The sequence below is a fragment of the Staphylococcus delphini genome (assembly GCF_900636325.1).
GTDB classification, from domain to species: domain Bacteria; phylum Bacillota; class Bacilli; order Staphylococcales; family Staphylococcaceae; genus Staphylococcus; species Staphylococcus delphini.
The window spans coordinates 290,221-312,410 of the sequence record NZ_LR134263.1; the positions used below are offsets into that span (position 1 = coordinate 290,221).

Genomic DNA, 22,190 nt, shown 5'->3' on the forward strand with positions numbered 1-22,190 from the left:
CATAGGTGTGCTTTTATATAGATTTATATGTTTAATATGACAGAAGTTAGCTTGTATTCGAATCATGATGAACAACTTATAAAACGTTTTAGTGCAAGTCGATGTCATCAGTGAATGAAGTGGTGAACCATACGCAGTGTTCATGCATTATTTTGAACGCATATATTCTCGCGGTGACATTTTCAAATACTTTTTAAAATGATAACTGAAACTTTTGTAATCAGAAAAGCCGACTTTATGCGCAATTTCATAATGTTTATCCCCACTTTGCAACAATGACATCGCTTGATAAATTCGATAACGATTTAAATAATCTAACATCGTAATTCCGACATGAGTTTTAAAAATCCGCATTAAATACGATTCGCTCACGCCGAGCTCTGTGGCTAATGCATTGCTTTGCCATTTTTGATCATAATGATGATGAATATGATGAACGACGTGATTGACGTAATAGTCGGGATACTCTAATTTCATTAACGGTTGAAATATAGGTAACGTTGTCGTCAATAATGCTTTTTGTTCGTGGGCAGGTGGAACAAATTGCGCTAAACGTTGATGTAACTGCTCTGGATCAATCGGTTTCAATAAATAATCTAACACGTGATGATGAATTCCTGCTTGCATGTATTCAAAGTCATCATAACTTGATAAAATCATCTTTTGACACGGCAAGTCTTTAATCGCTTCTAACAGTTCGACCCCATCCATCCGTGGCATGCGAATGTCTGTAATCACAAGGTCAGGCTGATGTTCTCGAATCAGTGATAACCCTTCGATGCCATCTTTAGCGAGCCACACTTCATGAAAATGATAGTCTTCCCACGAGATGACCTGCTTCAGTCCTTCACGAATAATACGTTCATCATCACAAATGACCACTTTATACATCAGTTTGCTCCTCTCTTGGTAGTTGAAACGCGATGAATGTCCCTTGTTGATAAGCCGAAAAAATCCTCAATCTTGCACGTGCACCATATTGAATTTGTACTTTATGGTTAAGATGATTCAAACCTAAATGTGACGTATCAAAGACATTTTCTTGCAACATTTGTCTCACTTGCGCACGTCTGTCCACCGTCATGCCCACCCCATTATCATGGACGAAAATACGTAAATATTTGGCGGTTTGCTTAATACGTATCGTGATGATTAATGGTTCGGATTCACGACCGTGCTTAATCGCATTTTCAATTAAAGGGTGAATCATCATTTTGTGAATCGGCTCGTTTTCAAGACGCGGGTCCATATCTATATTTAACGTAATACTGTCATCGAAGCGGATATTTTGAATGGTGACATATTTTTGAATATACGCAAGTTCTTCTTTTAATGGCACTTTGTCTGTCTTGACGCGCAATGTATAACGCAACATTTGTGACAACTGTTGTACTACTTTTTGGGCTTGACGCGGTGACAGTGTAATTAAATATTGTATCGTTTGCATCGTATTAAAGAGAAAATGCGGCTGAAATTGACGCTCGATTTCCTTTAATTGTATTTTCCGTAATTGCTGTTCTGTCTGTTCGATTGAGTGAATGAGTGTTTCGTTCGATTCGACTAATTCATAAATGTACGTGTTGATCTCTTCAAGTTCACTCGGTTGGCCTAAAGGTTGATATGCGCCGAGTTCACGACGTTGTGCTAGGTTGATACGCTCAATCATTAATTCGATATCCCTTGTTTGGCGTTTGGCCATGCGATGTGCATTCATAAAACCAAAAATCATTAACAGCACGAAAGCAATACTAATAATGGCTAACAATCGCAGTCCATCTTCTAATGCGTCGTGGATATCTTTAAATTGAATCATTTGCTCACCTTTATCATTCAGTCGAATACGTTCTGATATAAAACCGAATGGTGGGGGTGGAAAAGCATCATCGACATGAAAATGTTCCGAGTTGGAATACAAAATATTATCAAAGCGATCCAAAATTAAAGTCGTATGGCTATAGCGGTCTTGAATTTCTTCCATATGTGGCGTTTGCGCAAGGTAGAAAGACAGCGCGACACTTTCATGCAACAGTTGAATACGCTGCTGATGCATTAAGTACAACTGATGGACATCTTTCTTTTCATAATTGTTCGTAATGGACGTTTTCCCATTATCGACCACGTAATAGACCATACCAGGCTGTTGATGCACAAGTCCAAGCAATAGACGTTTGAAAGTGGTCACATCAGACTTTTTGGATAAATCGAGTTGTTGTAATGTCGATTTTTCGGTTTGAAGGGTCGTTTTAATTTGATTTTCAGTATGTGCTAAATCATGTTCAGCTTCGTGCAAATGTTGGTGAATATGTCGATGTTCCACCCAAATATATAAAGTGTAAAAACTGACGAGTCCAAGTAAAATCACAAGGAAAACTGGCAAAATCGTCGAAATAAACAGCGAACGACGCAATTGATAACGATAAGGTTGATACGTTTTCATTCTACACGCTCCAAAAATTTTTGATGAGTTTCATGTGGCAATGCAGTTTCAGGGATGACTGGAATATCTCGTAATTGAGCGATTCCGGGTTCTTTGATTTCTGAGACATCACGACGTATCGGTTTTACCCCATCTTGCTGGGCTAGCCGTTGTTGTACAGTATAGCTTGTTAAGTAATGTATGAGTGCAGTTCTTTTAGGGTGTGGGTGTTGACTGTTCACTAACGCAATACCGTCTATATTGAGCACGGTACCTTCATCCGGATAGATGACCTTTAACGGATAGCCTTTTTGAAGCCAAGTGCGCGCATCTTGTTCGTAACTGAGTCCAGCATAATAGCGCCCTTGAGCCACTTGAGCAATCACATCAGAAGACTTCGGAAGTTCGACTGCTTGTTGACGGAATTGATGAATCGCGTCACTATTGCCATGAATGTGGTATAACCCGCGCATATGTTGATAGCCTGTCGTTGTCGTTTTAGGGTTCGAATAAGCAACTTTTTGTTTGAGTGCCGGTTGCATTAGGTCTGTATAGCCATTGATGTGAATATCGCCTTGTAAGTCCGTGTTCACAACAATCACTGTTGGCATTAATATAAACGGTGTGACGATAGGTTGGTCTGACAAAGTAATGCGAAACTTCGATAGTTCAGGCGCTTTATAAGGCACAAAATCTTCAGGATGCTCGATAGTTTCACTTAACACCCCACCTACAAAAATATCTCCGCGTGCATGTTTCGGCGTCAGATGAATTTTCGATAATAAAACTTGTGTCGAATCTTCAATTACTGTTACCTTCACATTTTCTTGATGTTCAAAGTCTTTGAGTATAGGTTGAATCAAATGTTTCGGATAAGGTGAATAAATGGTTAATGTATCGTTCGTATTCGATGTATCTTGTTGACAACCACAAAGAAGTAACATGAGCAGACAGCATAGCCATTTTTTCATTCGTATAATCCTTTCCTATCTCAAGTATTGTATTTATCTTACCAATATTTATTTATTTTGTAGAGAAAAAAATTAATATTATCACTTTCTTATGATTGCGAATGAGTGCAAACGAATGAGAAATAAAAAACCTCCTCTATCATGATGACGTAAGGAGGTGAATGCATTATTCAAATATAGAGGTGTTTTCAGCAAAACGCTTTCGAAAATAGAGTAAAACCCACAGTAATACAATGCCAGATATAACAAACGCGAGGGTAGTATGTAGTGGAATGACAAATCCGAAAAATACTAAAGCGGCTGGTCTTAACCCCATGGAAAGACTACCTAGTAATGCGAAAACTCTTGTTTTATACCGTTCTTCCACTTCCTTTTGTAATAAAATTTGAAGCGGAATGTTATTAAGGTTGACGGCAAACCCAGCGACAATTGTAGCGAATGCAATAATACCGAAACTGAGCCATGGGAGCTCTTGAAACATTGGAGCGATTCCGAATGCGACTAAAACAAAAGCAAGTACTGTAATCGATGTACTGATATATCGTTTGTAATGGTTTTTAAGCGTAAAGATTGAGAAAAAGAGCCCACTTGCTAAGACTGATCCGCTGAAAATACTTTCGAACAGACCCAGATGCTTAGACGTTAAATGCAACTGCTGCAAAATCATAAAAGGGACACCAATCATGATAGAAGTTACAAGAAAATTGACAAATGCTGCTGTGACAGTGATGGCTTTCAAATTATTGAAACGTGCAATGTATTTCAGACCATCCTTAAAATTTTGAGAGAAAGTTTGTTGCTGTTGCACAACGTCTGCATTTTTAAATGTGAGGAGTGACAACAGTAATAAACATAAAAACTCAGTAACCGAATTGATGAGTGCGATATTTTGAATTGACAATATCGCTACAAGTAAGCCGCCCAAAATCGGTGATAAAATTCCTGAGGCAGAAGTCACGATTTGACGATAAGAAATCAACTTTTCTAAATATTCCCCTGAGATGAGTTGTAAATTAGAACTCACAATCGATGACACAATCATATCCACGAAGACAAGCACAATCATGGTCACGAAAATCATCGGTATATTTTCAGTAAATGCAAACGCAAATAATAACAGGATGCCAGTACTGATACTTTGGCCGATCATAAGAAGTCGTTTGTGCGCAACCCTATCAATAAACGTACCGATTAAAGGCAATGCCAGCGTCTCGATAATCGCAATAGCGCCCAAATAAGTTCCAAATAATGAACCAGAACCAGTTAACGTCAAAATATAAAAGCTACAGGCGAAAGAAAAAATGGAAGACATGAAAGTGGAAAGCGTGTCGAAACAGAGTAGTTTAACTATATTGTGCATAACATTGCCTCCTTTTTATATAGAATATATCGAAACAGGAGGAAAAGAAATAGTTAATTCAGAAAATTCGAAAAAAGTTTTGAAATAATTCAATGTCGTTTCACTGGACGTTATGATTATTAAAAAAGACATGATAAACTAGTAACGACATTTGTACGTAAGAAAATGAAATATTAATCTGTTCGAAATAAATAGAAAAGTTAGGTGGAACGCACAATGAAGAAAATAACGAAAGCAGTGATTCCCGCAGCAGGTTTAGGTACACGTTTTTTACCTGCGACGAAAGCCATGCCGAAAGAGATGTTACCGATTTTAGATAAGCCGACGATTCAATATATTGTGGAAGAAGCGGTGCGTGCGGGCATTGAAGATATTATTATCGTTACTGGTAAACATAAACGTGCGATTGAAGATCATTTTGACAATCAAATCGAGCTCGAAATGAACTTGGCTGAAAAAGGGAAAGAGGACTTGTTAGAAAAGGTTCAACATGCGACACAATTGGCGAATATGTTTTACGTCCGTCAAAAAGAACAAAAAGGGTTAGGGCATGCGATTTGGACGGCGAAACAATTTATCGGAGACGAGCCTTTTGCGGTATTGCTAGGTGATGATATTGTCGAATCCGAGACGCCAGCGATTCAACAGTTGATGGAAGAATATGAACGCACAGGTAAATCCGTTATCGGTGTGCAAGAAGTGCCTGAACGTGAAACGCATCGCTATGGAATTGTTGACCCGAAAAACCAACAAGAGCGTTTGTACGAAGTGACGCAATTTGTTGAAAAGCCAGCCTTTGGTGCAGCACCATCTAATTTGGCGATTATGGGCCGCTACGTATTAACACCGGATATTTTCGATTATTTGGAAAATCAAGAAGAGGGTGCTGGCGGTGAAATTCAATTAACCGATGCGATTGAGCGTTTAAATCAGTCACAACAAGTGTTTGCCTACCGTTTTGAAGGTGAGCGATTTGATGTGGGTGAAAAAGTCGGCTTCGTCAAAACAACGATTCAATTTGCTTTACGCGATGCAGAAATGGCTGACGAAATTCGTGCATTTTTAAAAGAAGTGCAATGATAACAAATTAAACACATATTATAATAATGCAAAAATAATTTAAAGTGACTATCGTGTTCTTTTCATATGAGACAATAATATGATGCAATTGTTCTATTTTAGACATGAATTTGCAGTTTTACATATTAAAGTGATAACGTAACTGTGTTAGAATGTTCACATGAAAATTTAGAAAAGAGGAAGAAAAAGATGCTTCTTTTTACGATAGAAATTTTAATAATGATTCTCGCGATTGTATTGGGCCTACGTACTGCTGGGGCACTCGGTTGCGGGATTTTTGCACTTGTAGCCCAAATTGTAATGATTTTTGGTTTTGGTTTACCACCGGGCTCAGCACCAGTCACTGCAGTATTGATCATTTTATCTATCGGTATTGCAGGTGGGACGTTACAAGCGACAGGCGGGATTGATTACTTAGTGCACCTCGCTTCAAAAATGATTGAACGTTTTCCGAAGTCTATTATTTTTATTGCACCCATGATTGTATTTGTGTTTGTTTTCGGTATCGGTACAACGAATATTGCATTATCACTAGAACCGATTATTGCGAAAACAGCATTAAAGGCGCGTATTCAACCGAAAAAAGCATTGACCGCTTCTGTATTGACGGCGAACATTGCCTTGCTTTGTAGTCCAGCAGCTTCAGCAACGGCGTACATGATTTCAGAGTTTGCAGGTTTAGGCATTTCAATGGGGCAATACCTTTCTATCGTACTCCCGACAGCATTGTTGAGTATGTTAGTGCTCAGTTGTTTTAACACATTTGTCGGCCGTACTAAGATTGATGAACAACAGGCACAAACGATGCTTCAAAAAATGGTTGTGGATCAAGAAAAAACGACGAAACAGTACGATACACGGGTGAAATTAGGTGTATTTGCGTTTATCGTCGCAGTGGGCTTTATTTTGCTTTTCGGTATTTTCCCAGAAGTTGGACCGAAATTCCAAGTGGACGGTAAAGTCGTCGAACTTCAAATGACGGATTTAGTGCAATTATTTATGTACATGAGTGCGATGATTAATCTACTACTCGTCAAAGTCCAACCGAACCAAATATTGACCACACATATTACACAAGCCGCAATTGGTGCGATTTTTGCGGTGTTAGGACCTGGTTGGTTAGGGGCAACGATATTCAGTGCACCATCGAACCGTGCCATGATGGAAAACGGAATTGGTGGACTCATTGCTCAAGCACCATGGCTCATCATTATCTTAGTCGGTTTAGTAGCAATGATTGTCATTTCTCAATCTGCAACGGCTTCGATTATGGTGCCAATTGTGTTGAGTTTAGGTATTCCACCGATGTTTTTCATTGCGATTGTGCAAACGTTAAACGTCAACTTTGTGATTCCCGCACAGCCGACGATTTTATTTGCGGTAGATGTAGATGAGACGCGTTCGACAAAAATAACAAGCTTCTTAATTCCAGGATTTTTCTTAATTACAACAACTGTCGTGATAGGATTGACGATTAAGACGATTTTAGGCATGTAATGAAAAGTGAAAACTTTGGATTGTTAAACTGTGCTGCGCGTTCAGATGTGCGGAAGTTTTAACGTAAGAAGACAATGAATCCATCGACATATAAAAACACCCCCAAAGCTATCAAATGCGGATAGATTGAGGGTGTTTTTTGTTATTATTGTGCATTACATCGGATGAGCATAGCGTTTACTGTACAGACTGCTCAATATACCGACGACTAAAATCGCGGCAGCAAAGATCAGTGCATCATTGTAGCTTTGCGTATGTTCAATTAATATACCTGAAATGTAAGGAGCGATCATTTGTCCGACACTGTAAATCAATGTCATCACTGCGACTAAGTTGTTGCCTTTCGTTTCAAATGTAATCTGGTGCGACTTCGACATGAAAAGGGTTGTCAGTCCTAAAAACGTCGCACCGAAAATCATTGAACTGAGCGCAATTGCAAAGGCATTGACTGTAAAGATAGGCATCAGCACCGCAACAATTTGTAATAAAAATGCGAGGATTACTGAAAGACAAATACCAATGCGTTGACCAATCATGGACCATAAGACAGTAGCTGGAATAGCACCAAGTCCGACAAACATCCAACTGAGCGCCGCATATTCCGATAACGTCGGCATCGTTTTAACAATTGCAACGAGAAAAGTCCCTGTAATGATATAACCGGCACCTTCACAAAAATAAGCGATTGCAAAGGGAATATAAAACTTTTTAGAATAACGTATCACTTTATCGGGACCATGTGCCTCATGAGATGCAGGTTCGGGTGATGTTGGATTTTCACGTAAACGTACGATAATGATGAGCGTTAAAATGAAAGCCGCACTACCTAACCAAATCCACGTTTCGCGCCAATGGGTCACATCTGTATATAAGAAAATAAATAAGCTGCTCGAAAATAAACCGAGACCGACTGCGCTATATAACAGGCCAGCAATCCCTTCACGACGTGCTAAATGTAAGGCTTCCAATACAATATTAGATGCGAGTACAAATACAGCACCACTGGAAATCCCGTTCAGTAAACGAAGGAGCGACCAAATGACAAAGTGATCTGTCACCCCAAACAATAACATCGTGGCGACATTTAATAGAAGATAACACTTTAAGTCGAAAACTTTATTTTTCATTATGTAAAAAATAGGTAACATAGCACCGATTAAATAACCTAAATAGTTAAATGTTGCTAATAGGCCGACACTTTTATTGTCGAGTCCAGTATCCAACTGCATAAACGGTAAGATCGGTGTATAAGCAAAACGGCCTAACGCAATCACGATAAACAGCGCCATCATCCCTAATATTAATTGACGATAACCATGAATTCTGAGATCTTGTATTTCTCTCAAATGGATCCCTCCTAAATGGTAAAGATGTTCCTATTATACGCGAATTTTATGCATATGAATATATCAAAATCTATTAATTATTAATAAAATTAAAGAAAACGATGATTGACAACAATTTGAATTTTAAAAATGTTTTTAAATCAAAGTGAAGAAAGCGTTGGGATAGTTGAGTTTTCCTGCAATTTCACTATCAAATGAGAGCGTTTTAATAAGAAAGGTGATGCATCATGGAGATGACGATATGACTTAAAAATCGTTGTGCAATTGCACAAATCAAGATTCATATTTGATTGTCATTTGTATAAATGCGAGGTCACCTGATACTGGACTGCTAATATTGACATTAAGTTGAAAGTAGATGAGGTATATTTTGAACTTACATCGACATTCGGCTTGTGCTTTCAATTAAAGACGTTGAAATTTGAATAATGTTTCAAAAACTTTCCAAAACAGGAAACATTATGACAAGAATTATCTCCATGACACAATTTTATACTTCAAACAAACGTGCTATCTTATCGTATATGAAAGCGCTTTTAAATAGAGAGAAAGAAGGTATCAGCGTTTGAAACAACAATTATCAAAAATACAAAAACTATCATTTGGCTTTGGTGCAATAGGCAAAGACGCCATCTTCAATATCGTCAGCCTTTACCTCATGTACTACATCACTGATATTGTCGGTCTTTCCCCAGCGTTTGTCGGTGTACTCTTTTTTATTGCGAGAATATGGGATGCGCTCAATGACCCGTTTATGGGGATGATTGTCGATAATACGCACAATCGTTTTGGCAAGTTTAAGACGTGGCTTGTCATCGGTACAGTTATCAATGCGATAGTGACCGTACTGCTATTCACCCATTTTGATTTGCCCGGCATATGGATGTATGTCTACATTGCTGTGATGTACATTTTATGGGGCATGACCTATACGATGATGGACATTCCGTACTGGTCTTGGTTGCCGAATTTGACACATCAAGCGAAAGAACGTGAGGCACTATCGGTTATTCCACGTTTCTTTGCGAGTCTCGCGGCGTTTACAGTTGGAACGTTCGGCTTATATTTGATTGAACAGTTAGGAAATGGCAATGCAGCGACAGGGATTTTTATATTTGCAGTGCTTTGTAGTGTGGTCTTTATCGTGACGATTGCAGTGACGGTGATTGTTGTACCGGAAGAACGCACAATGGAGATGCAAGAGGGAATTAAAGTCCGTTTTCGAGATGTGAAGCGGATTATATTTCAAAATAAAGAGTTACTCGCAATGATGGGCGTCCTTTTAACATTCAACCTGTGTGTTCAAACACTTAACGGGACGATCATCTACTATTTTAAATATGTGGTTGCGATGCCGCACTTTTTTTCATATTTCAATGCGATGATTTTAGCGGAAATGGCGGGTTTATTATTGCTGCCATTATGGATTGGTAAAGTTGGGCGTCAAACTGCTTTTAATAGTGCGATTATAAGTATCGTTGGAGGTCTCACAATGATTTTGATCTTCGGTTGGCTCGCTCCAAAAGTTGTCATTTGGGTTATCATCGGTGCGATTGCTTTAAGAATTGGGACAGGTTTTATGATTGGGATGACGACGATTGCGATTGCAGATGTGATTGACTGTGGTGAAGTGAAGTTTGGTCATCGTAATGAAAGTATTATTACGTCAACGAATACATTTTTGACGAAAACTTCCCAGGCGATTTCTGCATTAATCGTCGGTTTAGGGTTATCAATCTTAGGTTTTGTACCGAACGAAACACAAACGATGGCGACGCAACAGGGCTTACGTATGATGGTGATCGTGATGCCTATCGTACTCGTGCTCATCAGTGCATTGTTATACCATAAAGCATTCCATCTTAAAGGCGACTACTTGCGAGATATCGAACGGACATTAACGATTAGGCGTCAAAGAGAACAGTCACATGATTAGTCAAATAGAGACGAGGAGGTTCTTTTATGGACTTACATTTTCATACAGATGTCGACATACAGCACGTGAACATGTTACCGCGAACAGCATACAAACGCCCTTACACAAGTATAGAGGAATATCAAGCATATCCCGAGCGTCATCACATGCAGCGTGTGACGTCATTGAATGGGGAATGGGATTTTCAATATTTTACGTCACTCGAGCAGTTTCATCAACGTTCAGATTATGCGCAAAAAGACGCAATCAATGTACCAAGTGTGTGGCAATTAAAAGGTTATGATCAACTGCAGTATTGCAATGTCCAATTTCCGATACCTTATGATTTGCCACATGTGCCAGAGACGTCTTCATGCGGTTACTACGAAAAGACTTTTACGATTAAAAAGTACCAAGAGTCGCTCGATTATCATTTGGCGTTTGAAGGGATTAGCGGGGCGCATTACATTTGGGTCAATGGCGCATTCGTTGGTTACGCACAGATTTCGCACGCACTTTCTCAATTTGATGTGACTGAATGGGTGACGGAAGGTGACAACCATATTGCAGTACTCGTATTGAAATATTCTGATGCGACCTATTTTGAAGACCAAGATATGTTCAGGCATTCGGGTATTTATCGTGATGTGTACATTGTTGGACGTCAGCGTGAACGTTTGAATGATTACCAAATTCATACGACGATCGGTGAGGGTGTCGGTTATATCGATGTCACTGTACAAGATGTGGCAGATGGTGTGACGCTCCATTATCAATTACTAAATCCGGACCAACGTCGCATAACGGAAGGGACATTAAATGAGACAACGACGCGTATTTCTGTGCCGGAACCGCGACTATGGAGTGCTGAACATCCTGATTTATATACGTTGATTATTGAAGCGAATGGCGAATATTTCGTTCAGCGTGTCGGTATTCGAGAAGTGAAGATTGCGCAACAACAACTTTGGATCAATGGGCAATCTGTCAAACTGCGTGGCGTCAACTATCATGACAGTCATCCACAAACGGGTTATACGGTATCAGAAGCGCAATTGATTGAAGATTTAACGTTAATGAAAAAGGCAAATTTCAATGCGATTCGTACGGCACATTATCCGAAAAGTCCGCGCTTTTATGAATTAACCGATCAATATGGCTTTTATGTGATGAGCGAAGCGGATTTAGAAACACATGGCGTGGTTTTGTTATACGGCGATGAAAACTTAGATGACTTCAATTTGATTATGGACGATCCCCGTTATGAACAAGCCGTTGTTGATCGTATTGATGCATCGATTGTGCCGTTTAAAAATTTCAGTTCGATTATTTCGTGGTCAATGGGCAATGAATCTGGTTATGGTTGTAATATGGAACGAGGTCTCGCACATGCGAAGGCGTTGGATGCATCACGTCCACTCCATTATGAAGGGGCCCATTATGCCGCACCACATCATGATCGCTCAAATTTAGATATGATTTCACGCATGTATCCGTCACCTGAAGAAATTGAAGCGCGTTATTTAACGAAACCGAACTTGGATAAGCCTTTCGTTTTATGTGAATATGCCCATGCGATGGGGAATTCGCCAGGTGGGTTAAAGGCGTATCATGAGTTGATGGAACGTTATGACAGTTTTATCGGCGGTTTTGTATGGGAATGGTGCGACCATGCAGTACAAGTAGGAATGAAAGACGGACGTCCAATGTATCGTTACGGCGGCGATTTTGGTGAAAAGGTGCATGACGGTCATTTTTGTGTGGATGGTATCGTGAGTCCACATCGTACGCCACATGCAGGTTATTACGAATTTCAACAAGTGCATCGTCCACTCGTTTGTGTAGCACATGAAGGCACGCGTTTAACGTTTAAAAACAAATTGGACTTTACGAATATTCATGACTATGTGGTGCTTCAAATAACGGTGACAACGAAAACAGGTGAGACAGCCACATTGACAGTGGATGCGCCTCATATTGAACCACATGAGCAAGGTGAGATAGATATTACGCCATATCTTCATCATGATATGAACGACTTGAGCACATGCACGATTCAATATATTTTAAAAGCAGACCATCCTTTATTGACGCCAGGTGAAGTGTTAGGTCATGACCAAATCATGTTTCAACGTCTCGCGAGTACGCATTTTGTACCGGAAACCAATATCGATGCTTTAGATGTAAAAGAGACAGGAAAGACGGTTCAAGTGGCGCGTGGATCTTGGTGCTATATATTTGATAAACGGTCAGGTGGCTTGCAACAAGTGTCTCATCAACAGACAACGTTACTGTCAGAAGGGAGCCAGTTGAACATTTGGCGTGCGCCGACGGACAATGATATTCAAATGCAACAAGGTTGGCGTACAGCGAAATATGATACAGCTTATCCGAAAGTGTATCAAACGAATGTGCAAAGAGAAGCAAACCATGTGATGATCACATTTGATATGAGTATGGTGGAAGCCTCACGTCCGCGTTTAGTTGAAGGGACAGTCACATGGACGGTATACGAAGACGGCACGATTCATGTGGCACATCAATTAAAGAAAGACGTGCGCATGCCGAGCTTACCAAGGTTAGGTGTAACGTTCAGCTTGCCGGACCGCTTCCAAGCATTGACGTATTACGGACAAGGCCCATTTGAAAGCTATCAAGATAAGCAAGAAGCGAGTTATTTAGCTGCTTTTCATACGACAGTGCGTGATCAATATGAACATCCCGTCTTCCCTCAAGAGGTCGGTGCACATATCGATACGACCTATATAGGCTTACGTGACGCAAACTATACATGTGCGGTTTGGTCAGAGACGCCACTCAGTGTGAACGCAAAACCTTATGCCGATGCGATGTTGACCGAAGCAAATCATGATGACGAATTAGAAGAAACAGGCGTGAGCTATTTGCATATTGATGCAGCACAAAGCGGTATCGGCACGAATAGTTGTGGACCGGAATTACCCGAGCAGTACGGTTTATTGCAAGAACATTATCACTTTGACTTTAAACTCAAATTTTACGAACAAACTTCAATAACAGAATAAAAAAAGAAGAGGCTTGGATATTTTATTTTTCTATAAAACATCCATAGCCTCTTTTTATTAAGTGTGACTTATAAATCCGTGCTGACTTTTTTCGCTAAATCCGTAATATATTGGAAAAAGGCATCACGTTCGACATGATTGATCACTTGAATTTCGCGACCATGTACTTCATCAAGATACGTGCGGCCTTGACTCGGTCCTTTCGTATAAACAGACGCCTTCACTTTTTCCTTTTTAACGAGCTCAGGTTTACCGATATAAGCTGTCGTCAATACATCCCATAAAAAATAAGTAGAGTTCGTTTGGAAATGAGTCAGTGGTGGCACTGCCGCATAACTTACACCTAAAAAGTCCACACCTGGATAGTGACGTTCATCTGCCCACATTTGACGGACATCTAAAGTTAATGGCACTTGGTTCGTACTTTCCAAGGCAACCATATCAATCACAATGTCACTGTTGAACACCGTTTCTACAGCTTCAGGATCCCAAAAGGCATTCCACTCCGCTGTGCCATCGTGTTCAGGTTCTTCGACATTACCACGTTCTAAAAATGTACCGCCCATCCATACCAAACGTTCAATATTTTGTGTAATATGTGGTGCCACTTCTAACGCTTTCGCTAAGTCTGTCAATGGTCCTGTAAATAGTAAAGTGACCGGTTGTTCAGCTTTTTCCACACGCTCAATGATATCTTCATAAGCATGAACGTCTCTCAAACGAGATTGTACCGGCACACGTTCATTTAAAATCGGTAATGCATCCATGAAAAAGGCATGCATACGCCAATCTTTCGGAAATGGATTTTTACCTCGCTCTTCTGAAGCTGCCACGTCTAATGGATATTTTGAGAAACGGTTAATGATTTTTCGAGATGCACTTTCTGCAGGTTCTACATAACTGTCTGCCCCAATAGCGCTCACACCGATAAGTTGCACATCTTCCATATGTAAAAGTAAAAATAACGAAATTAAATCATCTACACCACCATCATGGTTGAAATAAACTGGTTTCATGTCGTTCTCCTTCAAATATAAATTGAGTCGTCTCACACGCTCTGTCTAAAATGTACAATGTCACGTATGCATACGCAAGTCTGTACCGTAGAAGTTCGGTGGAATGTCGAAAATACAGGAAAATTTTTTCTATCGAATTATAGGAATCATTTCTTAATTTTTGATATGGTAAAATTACTAGTGAACAATATAGGCAAGTTGTTAATTGCAATTCCTAAAAAATTAGTAAGTGTTGTGTTAGTAATAAAAGTAGATATGAAAATAGATAAACAGCTTTTGCCCAAGTTATGTATAGATACGGAGTAAAAAGTGCATGTAAAAAATTCTCTGGAAAAAATAAGCACATCAAATCATGGTATGAAGCTAATGGTCACCTATAAAAAATAGAAAAAGTTATAACAAGAACAACTATAATATCAAAAACATCAAGACCTTCATGATTAGAAGAAAGCAAAATGTTTTTAACCACATAGTTGTTTTTTGTTATGCTGCTTTCTTTTAATTTTCTAGAAACATACATATGTGTGTTTACCCAAAAGATAAATTACAATTGTTAATACTAAAATCAATAAAAATTTAATCATAATACCCTCCAGATTTATATGAATTTAATGAATTTATTAATGTATTTAACTCAAATCGAAAGAGCTTTGGTACAAGGCGAATTAAAAATGAATTAAACAAATTAGGTATCACTGTATCTAGGCGAAAAATAGGTAGACCTCTTCTATCAATTGATGTCACTAAGATATGAAATGAAATCCACGATCATAACGACGAATATCCCTTTTTCTAGTTGGGGCGATTCATACCGACTTAAAGACTATAAAAGTGAAAAAAGTTTAAACATACGTCATTCTTAAACCGCAAAAAAACGACATTTTCAAACCGCTATTGACATTTTTATAATTCAGCTGAATTTATTGTGAGTCATTATCATATTTGTTATTAATATTACTCACAAAACATAATTTAGCAGAATTTTCAGAAATGTAAAGGTTTTCGAAAATGTTTTTTAGATTAAACTGTTATAAAGGGGAGATAGTATGAATAAATCAATAATATTAATAAGTTTTGAAACAATATCAATATTTTTTTCTTCAATTTTTACCTTCGCGTGTGGTTTTTATGTACTTAAAATAAGTCATTCAGGGTCTACTTTTGGTACTTATTTGGCTATTCTTGCTGTAATAACAACAGTTTCATCACCTTTTTTAGGTAATTTAATTGACAGAAATTCAAATAAATTAATTTTGATAACAGGGCAACTTTTAAGTATCAGTATTTTGTTTATTTTCTTTTTAATTTACAATGATGAAGTTTACACAATATTTCTTGTAATGGTCGTCTTAGTCTTCGTGGACTCGATAGTAAAAACAACTATTTCTTCTAATTTAAAGTTTATAACCGGAGATTATTTAGAAAAAGTGGTGTCAATTAGACAAACAATACAATCCTCGTCAGTTCTGATTACACCTTTATTAGGAGGTTTCATAGTCGCTCTAATTGACTTGAAATATTTGGCATTAATCAATATGTTTACAGAGTTTGTTGCCTTCCTTTTATTATTACTTTTAAATTTTAGATCAGGAAATATAACAAGTAGAAATCAGAAGTTCATACATAGTTTTTTGGATGGGATAAAGCATTTGATTTCTATAAATAACCTGAAGATTATTTTTATCATTAACTTATTTATTAATTTCTTGTGTAATTCTCTTGTTGTAGGATTGCCGATTATAATAATTAATCATTTAAATATGAATGCTAAATACTTGGGATTAGCGGAAGGTACTTTAGGGGGTGCAATAGTAGCTTCTTCAATAATAATTTCAATTTTAAACATCCAAAATCGATTGAAATTTTTATATTTATTTTCAATGCTACTACAAGCCGTGTCTTTATTTATCGTATCCCTGACTTATTTTGATACTATAACTAAATTTTACATATTTATTATTGTATTAATATCAAATCTATTGTTAGGCTTCTCAGTTGCATTAAACAATATACCCTTCCAAGTTATGCTACAAAAGATTGTTGATGAAAATTATAAATCTAGAGTTTTCTCAATAATTCAAAGTATGAGTTCATCAATCACTCCAGTATCTTATGTATTATTTGGTTTCTTAATTCCATTGAATTATTTCTTAATTTACTTCTTTTGTTCGATAGGTATGCTTATTTTATTAGTTATATTCAAGATAAAGTTTAAAGACGTATATGAGCAAGTCTAACCCATTCACTATACTGCTTATGAGCGATGGGTTAGATTTCAAAAGAGCACTAAATTTATCTGTATTTATAAATATTTATTTATTCAATCCCTGTTTTGTCGTGCGGTGACTTCTGTAATCCAGCTTGCGACATCTTCAAAAATGACGTTCTTGTAATGAGATTCATTGAAAAGTTCATGTTCTAAACCGTCGTACAGGCGTAATGATTTATGTTCTGATGCGATTTCACTATAAAATTGTAAGGCATCTTGGGGATTGACGAGGCCATCTGCTGTACCGTGCATAATGAGTACATCATCTACAAAGTCATCAGGTTTATTTTTTAATTCAATGACGCCATCAATAATCGCGTAGGTTAAGCCCATTGATACTTCTTTTAATACGAGGTCGTCACGCTGATAATTTTCAACGACTTGTGGATCTGAACATAGGCCGTCGCTCATGTCATTTGGAAAGTACGTATCGGCTGGAATTTTACGTTCTCCATACGCTTCTTCAAACAATTGGTTGTTATCACGTGTCACTGCACCTGATGTAATGATGCCGTCGACACGACCAGGGAAACGTGTCGCAAACATAGAGACAGCAAAACCGCCCATACTATGACCGATTAAGAATATTTTACCTTCAAAATGGGCTTTCACATAGTCTACTACAGCAGTTAAATCTTCAATAATTTGGTCTTTATTGTCATAATAAGCTCTCGGTCCTTCAGAACGCCCATGACCACGTTGATCGAAGCGAATGACATTGTAATCATAGTTAACCAAATAATCAGTTAATTCATCGTAACGATCAAGATGTTCAGCTAAACCATGCACAATAATGACATTGATTGTTTCATCACCAAAAGGGAATAATTCATCGGCGGTATTGATTTTCGTATAAAGCTGCGTGCCGTCTTGAGAAGAAATGTATTTAGTATAATTCATTGAAAAACCTCCTTATTTATTTACTTCAGTGTATACTAAAATAATAATAACATGAAAAATATGAAGATATATTCAAAAGTGATATATTGATGAATGTGATATATAAGAGACATGACTGAAATCAGTGTAAAGGAGGTTGTCGCAATGCAGCTTATATTTGATCCTGCCGTGAATACGATTTATCGCATCTTTTTAGGCGCCGTTTTTCTTGTGAATATTGTCCTCGCGTTCGTGATTATTTTTATGGAAAGAGATCGTCGGGATGCCACTTCGACATGGGCATGGATACTGCTACTTTTTATTATGCCGACATTTGGCTTCTTGTTGTATCTCTTCTTTGGTCGGGCGGTCAAATTGAAACAAACACGCTATGATGAAAGTAAAGAGGTGGAAGATGCAAGGACACGTGTTAAAAATCAAAAAGAAGACTTTAAAAATAAACAGTTTAGTACAGATAATCCTGTAGTAGAGAAGCAGTCTGATTTGGTTGAAATGATGTTAACGCGAGAAGCGAGCTTTTTAAGTGAAAACAATCATGTCTCCATTTTTACAGATGGCCATGAATTATTTAATCGAATGAAACAAGACTTGAAAGAAGCGCAAAAATACATTCATATGGAGTTTTATATTTTAAATATGGATGGATTAGGCACTGAGATACTACAAATTTTGAAAGACAAAGCTCGGGAAGGCCTCGAAGTGAAGTTGTTGTATGATGCAGTCGGTTCTAAACAATTGAGAAAGTCAAAATTAAAAGGTTTGGTCGATGCAGGTGTGGAAGTGGAAGCCTTTTTCCATGCGAAAATCATTCCATTTATCAATTTCCGTGTGAACAACCGGAACCACCGTAAAAATGTTGTGATTGATGGCGATATTGGGTATGTCGGTGGCTTTAATGTCGGCGATGAATATCTCGGTTTAGATCAAAAAATGGGCTACTGGCGTGATACCCATTTGCGCATTCAAGGTGATGGTGTAGATGCATTACAATTAAGCTTTATTCACGATTGGAACTCGCAAGTCGATGAAGACCAACAGTTGAAATACATTTCACGCTATTTCCCGAAAAATGCGCGGAAAGACGGCAATGTTGCATTACAACTCGGGTTAAGTGGACCGGATCGCGAATGGCCACAACTGGAATTTGCTTATTTGAAAATGATTATGAATGCAAAGTCCACGATTTATATGCATTCACCTTATTTCGTGCCAGACATTGGTTATGTGAACGCCTTACGTATTGCCGCTAAAGCAGGTGTAGACATTCATCTCATCGTTCCTAACAAGCCAGATCAGCCGTTTGTGCACTGGGCGACATTAACGACAGTCGCACAACTGATGAAAGATGGTGTTAACGTGTACACGTATGAAAATGGCTTTATTCACTCTAAAATGATGGTCATTGATGGTGAAGTCGCATCGGTCGGTTCAGCGAATATGGACGAACGGAGCTTTAAATTGAACTTTGAAGTCAATGCGATTATGTATAACGAAGAGATTGCGCAAACATTAATTGAAGCATTTAAAGAAGATTTAAAAGTGTCGCAAAAACTGACACCAGAACGTTATGCCGCCCGCTCAAATTGGGTGAAATTCAAGCAGTCTATCGCAAAATTATTATCGCCTATTTTGTAAACCTAAGTGAAAAGTAAGGGGATGGAGATAAAAAGAATTGAATGCTATTGATACATTATTTTGTTTAACTTGCCCTCCCTATGATTTGTAGTTTTTGATTGCCTTCATGGCTTCGCGTTCTTAGGGGAGGTTGTGACAAAAGCGCTTAGGATTTGAGCAGAACCGAGCGATGAGCAAAATTGATTCCCAGCGCACCCATTCATTGTGGATTTTGGGAGCAGTACAGAAATCTCATGTGTAACAAAGATTTCGTCGTTCTGCCCCCGCAAGGCTGACTAGACTTCTCAAAAGCGAGCGCATTGAGAAGTCAGACAGCTACTGCGTTAAACACCTCCCACCAATAAAGTAAAGAGGCGACTGTCAGCATTATGCACGTATCCCCTCAGGAGTTTCAGCCTTCTGGGCAATCGTCAGTCAAACATAGGAAACTGAGGGCAAGTTTATGAAATCAAAAAAATCAATAGCATCAACTTTTAAAGTCCCATTGATCATCATTTTTTACCTGTTTTATAATTATAATTCAATCATAACCTGATAAGTAGTAGAAGAAGGGAAAACATAATATCCCATCCTCTCGTTTGTTTAGTAAAGTACAATCTCTAAATGAACCAAATGACAAAAATAAAACAATTAAATCAATTTTATGATAGTAATTGTCATTTTACATTTTTAGTGATACGATACTGTTGTAAAACTTAAATATGGAACTTGCTAGGGGTGCCATTAATGCGCTGAAAGAGGTGAACGCCTCAACCCTTTGAACCTGATCTAGATCATACTAGCGTAGGGAAGCAAACGAAACCTTCATGACTGACTGGTGTTCACTTGTCAGGCGGAATCGTGTCGTGATGCCACATACATGATTTCGGCTCACTTTTGACGCACTTTAATAAATTCGTTCGTTTTCGTACGCACTTTAGAATTATTCTGAGTGCGTTTTTATTTTGCCTATTATTTTCAGTGTTGTTAATGCCTCTTAGTGAAGTCAGAGGGGGTTATTGAATGAAACAAGAACAAATTGAATTGAAGAAAAATTTTCCGGCGAGTCAACGTATTTTTAAACAAGGCGAGGATGTGGATATCCAAGTCCCGTTTCGCCAAATCGCATTGTCTGAAACGGTAACTGAACAAGGGACAACGGAAAATGAACCTTTCGTTGTGTATGATACAGCGGGGCCTTATCATGATGACACGTATGAAGTCGATGTTACGAAAGGCATTCCAGCACTGCGCACAGATTGGATCGAAGCCCGTCAAGACGTCGAGCATTATGAAGGCCGTCGTGTGCAATCAATCGACAACGGTTACCATTCAGAAACACATAAAAATATTGTTGAACATCCATTCAAATATCAACCGAGACGTGCACAAGAGGGCAAACGCGTTACACAAATGTATTATGCGAAACAAGGTATCATCACTAAAGAAATGAAGTTCGTGGCAGCACGTGAAAATGTCAGTCCAGAATTTGTCAGAGGTGAGATTGCGAGAGGGCGCGCGATTATTCCGAACAACATCAATCATCCTGAATCAGAACCCATGATTATCGGTAAAAATTTTCAAGTGAAGATTAATGCCAATATCGGTAACTCTGCTGTATCGTCGTCCATTGAAGCAGAAATTGAAAAGTTAGTCTGGGCGATTCATTGGGGTGCTGATACGATGATGGACTTATCGACAGGTAAAAACATTCATGCGACACGGGAGTATTTAATCCGTAACTCGCCAGTTCCAGTTGGTACGGTGCCGATTTATCAAGCGTTGGAAAAAGTGAACGGTATCGCGGAAGACTTAACCTGGGAAATATATCGAGATACTTTAATTGAACAAGCTGAACAAGGTGTCGATTACTTTACGATTCATGCTGGTGTCTTACTCCGCTATGTGCCATTAACGGTAGATCGTTTAACAGGCATCGTGTCTCGTGGTGGCTCAATTATGGCGCAATGGTGTTTGGCCCATCACGAAGAAAGCTTTTTATACACGCATTTTGATGAAATTTGTCAAATATTGAACCGTTACGATATTGCGGTGTCATTAGGCGATGGTTTACGTCCAGGTTCGATTTATGATGCGAATGACGAAAGCCAAATTGCTGAACTGAAAACGTTAGGCGAGTTGACAGATATTGCTTGGGAACATGATGTCCAAGTGATGATAGAAGGGCCTGGGCATGTACCGATGCATAAAATTAGAGAAAACCAAGAGTTGGCAGACTTTTATTGTAAAGAAGCGCCATTTTACACACTTGGACCATTAACAACGGATATTGCACCAGCATATGACCACATTACATCCGCTATTGGTGCAGCGCAAATCGCAAGTCATGGGACAGCGATGTTATGTTATGTGACGCCTAAAGAGCATCTCGGCTTACCAAATAAAGATGACGTGCGTGATGGCGTCGTGACGTACAAAATCGCCGCACATGCCGCTGATATCGCCAAAGGATTACCAGGTGCGACAGATCGAGATGATGCGATTAGTAAAGCCCGTTTTGAATTCAGATGGATCGATCAGTTTAACTTATCTCTTGATCCTGAACGCGCACGTGCTTTTCATGATGAGACATTGCCAGCAGAATCAGCTAAAGTGGCACATTTCTGTAGTATGTGTGGACCGAAATTCTGTTCAATGCGAATTTCTCACAATATCCGTGATGCGCATAAAGACAAATTAGCAGGGATGCAAGAAATGGCCGAAGAATTTAAAGCACAAGGCAGTAAAATTTACCATTAATC

General features: G+C 38.6%; 15 protein-coding genes and 1 riboswitch. Of the genes, 8 read left to right on the plus strand and 7 right to left on the minus strand.

Going from position 1 to position 22,190, the window contains the following annotated elements; genetic code table 11:
* Nucleotides 1-147: 147 nt before the first annotated feature.
* The 4 genes from EL101_RS01260 to EL101_RS01275 all read right to left on the minus strand — a co-directional run bounded on the left by EL101_RS01260 (nucleotide 148) and on the right by EL101_RS01275 (nucleotide 4,747).
* The gene (locus EL101_RS01260) at nucleotides 148-891 is read right to left on the minus strand and encodes a response regulator transcription factor (protein ID WP_096596357.1); all 744 of its coding nucleotides are present in this window, start codon (nucleotides 889-891) and stop codon (nucleotides 148-150) included.
* A complete protein-coding gene (locus tag EL101_RS01265) occupies nucleotides 884-2,437 on the minus strand; it encodes a sensor histidine kinase (protein WP_096596358.1) in 1,554 nt (517 codons plus the stop codon). The genes EL101_RS01260 and EL101_RS01265 overlap by 8 nt, the downstream gene beginning before the upstream one ends.
* Nucleotides 2,434-3,387, minus strand: a complete 954-nt coding sequence (locus tag EL101_RS01270; protein ID WP_096596359.1) for an extracellular solute-binding protein — start codon at nucleotides 3,385-3,387, stop codon at nucleotides 2,434-2,436. The genes EL101_RS01265 and EL101_RS01270 overlap by 4 nt, the downstream gene beginning before the upstream one ends.
* A 166-nt stretch (nucleotides 3,388-3,553) precedes the next feature.
* Nucleotides 3,554-4,747 (minus strand): MFS transporter, encoded by a 1,194-nt coding sequence (locus EL101_RS01275; protein ID WP_096596360.1) that lies wholly within the window; start codon nucleotides 4,745-4,747, stop codon nucleotides 3,554-3,556.
* Nucleotides 4,748-4,963: 216 nt separating this feature from the next.
* Between EL101_RS01275 and galU the strand changes: the two genes are divergently transcribed.
* Both galU and EL101_RS01285 read left to right on the plus strand, forming a co-directional pair.
* Complete coding sequence (gene galU / locus EL101_RS01280; protein ID WP_096596361.1) at nucleotides 4,964-5,827, plus strand: UTP--glucose-1-phosphate uridylyltransferase GalU; 864 nt, start codon at nucleotides 4,964-4,966, stop codon at nucleotides 5,825-5,827.
* A 219-nt stretch (nucleotides 5,828-6,046) separates the two neighbouring features.
* A complete protein-coding gene (locus tag EL101_RS01285) occupies nucleotides 6,047-7,324 on the plus strand; it encodes an anaerobic C4-dicarboxylate transporter family protein (protein WP_373364902.1) in 1,278 nt (425 codons plus the stop codon).
* A 155-nt stretch (nucleotides 7,325-7,479) separates the two neighbouring features.
* On the opposite strand, the gene EL101_RS01290 is transcribed toward EL101_RS01285, so the two are convergent.
* A complete protein-coding gene (locus EL101_RS01290; protein ID WP_096596363.1) occupies nucleotides 7,480-8,670 on the minus strand; it encodes a YbfB/YjiJ family MFS transporter in 1,191 nt (396 codons plus the stop codon).
* A 565-nt stretch (nucleotides 8,671-9,235) separates the two neighbouring features.
* Here EL101_RS01290 and melB point away from each other — a divergent pair.
* Complete coding sequence (melB, locus tag EL101_RS01295) at nucleotides 9,236-10,606, plus strand: melibiose:sodium transporter MelB (protein ID WP_096596364.1); 1,371 nt, start codon at nucleotides 9,236-9,238, stop codon at nucleotides 10,604-10,606.
* 26 nt (nucleotides 10,607-10,632) lie between these two features.
* Nucleotides 10,633-13,629: a glycoside hydrolase family 2 TIM barrel-domain containing protein gene (locus EL101_RS01300; protein ID WP_096596365.1), complete on the plus strand. Its 2,997-nt coding sequence runs from the start codon at nucleotides 10,633-10,635 to the stop codon at nucleotides 13,627-13,629.
* Nucleotides 13,630-13,697: 68 nt separating this feature from the next.
* On the opposite strand, the gene EL101_RS01305 is transcribed toward EL101_RS01300, so the two are convergent.
* Complete coding sequence (locus EL101_RS01305; protein ID WP_096596366.1) at nucleotides 13,698-14,645, minus strand: nucleoside hydrolase; 948 nt, start codon at nucleotides 14,643-14,645, stop codon at nucleotides 13,698-13,700.
* 755 nt (nucleotides 14,646-15,400) lie between these two features.
* Here EL101_RS01305 and EL101_RS13330 point away from each other — a divergent pair.
* Nucleotides 15,401-15,508 carry a hypothetical protein gene (locus tag EL101_RS13330; protein ID WP_197718000.1) on the plus strand — a complete coding sequence of 36 codons (108 nt, stop codon included), beginning with the start codon at nucleotides 15,401-15,403 and terminating at the stop codon, nucleotides 15,506-15,508.
* A 183-nt stretch (nucleotides 15,509-15,691) separates the two neighbouring features.
* Nucleotides 15,692-16,882, plus strand: coding sequence for an MFS transporter (locus EL101_RS01315; protein ID WP_096596367.1), 1,191 nt, complete (start codon nucleotides 15,692-15,694; stop codon nucleotides 16,880-16,882).
* Nucleotides 16,883-16,965: 83 nt separating this feature from the next.
* Here EL101_RS01315 and EL101_RS01320 read toward each other — a convergent pair whose 3' ends face one another.
* Nucleotides 16,966-17,814 (minus strand): alpha/beta hydrolase, encoded by an 849-nt coding sequence (locus EL101_RS01320; protein WP_096596368.1) that lies wholly within the window; start codon nucleotides 17,812-17,814, stop codon nucleotides 16,966-16,968.
* Nucleotides 17,815-17,958: 144 nt separating this feature from the next.
* On the opposite strand from EL101_RS01320, the gene cls reads away from it, so the two are divergent.
* Together cls and thiC are read left to right on the plus strand one after the other, a co-directional pair.
* Nucleotides 17,959-19,449, plus strand: a complete 1,491-nt coding sequence (cls, locus tag EL101_RS01325) for a cardiolipin synthase (protein WP_096596369.1) — start codon at nucleotides 17,959-17,961, stop codon at nucleotides 19,447-19,449.
* Between the two features lie 703 nt (nucleotides 19,450-20,152).
* A riboswitch (TPP riboswitch) is annotated at nucleotides 20,153-20,256 on the plus strand.
* Nucleotides 20,257-20,451: 195 nt separating this feature from the next.
* Nucleotides 20,452-22,188 (plus strand): phosphomethylpyrimidine synthase ThiC, encoded by a 1,737-nt coding sequence (gene thiC, locus EL101_RS01330; RefSeq protein ID WP_096596370.1) that lies wholly within the window; start codon nucleotides 20,452-20,454, stop codon nucleotides 22,186-22,188.
* Nucleotides 22,189-22,190 lie beyond the last annotated feature (2 nt).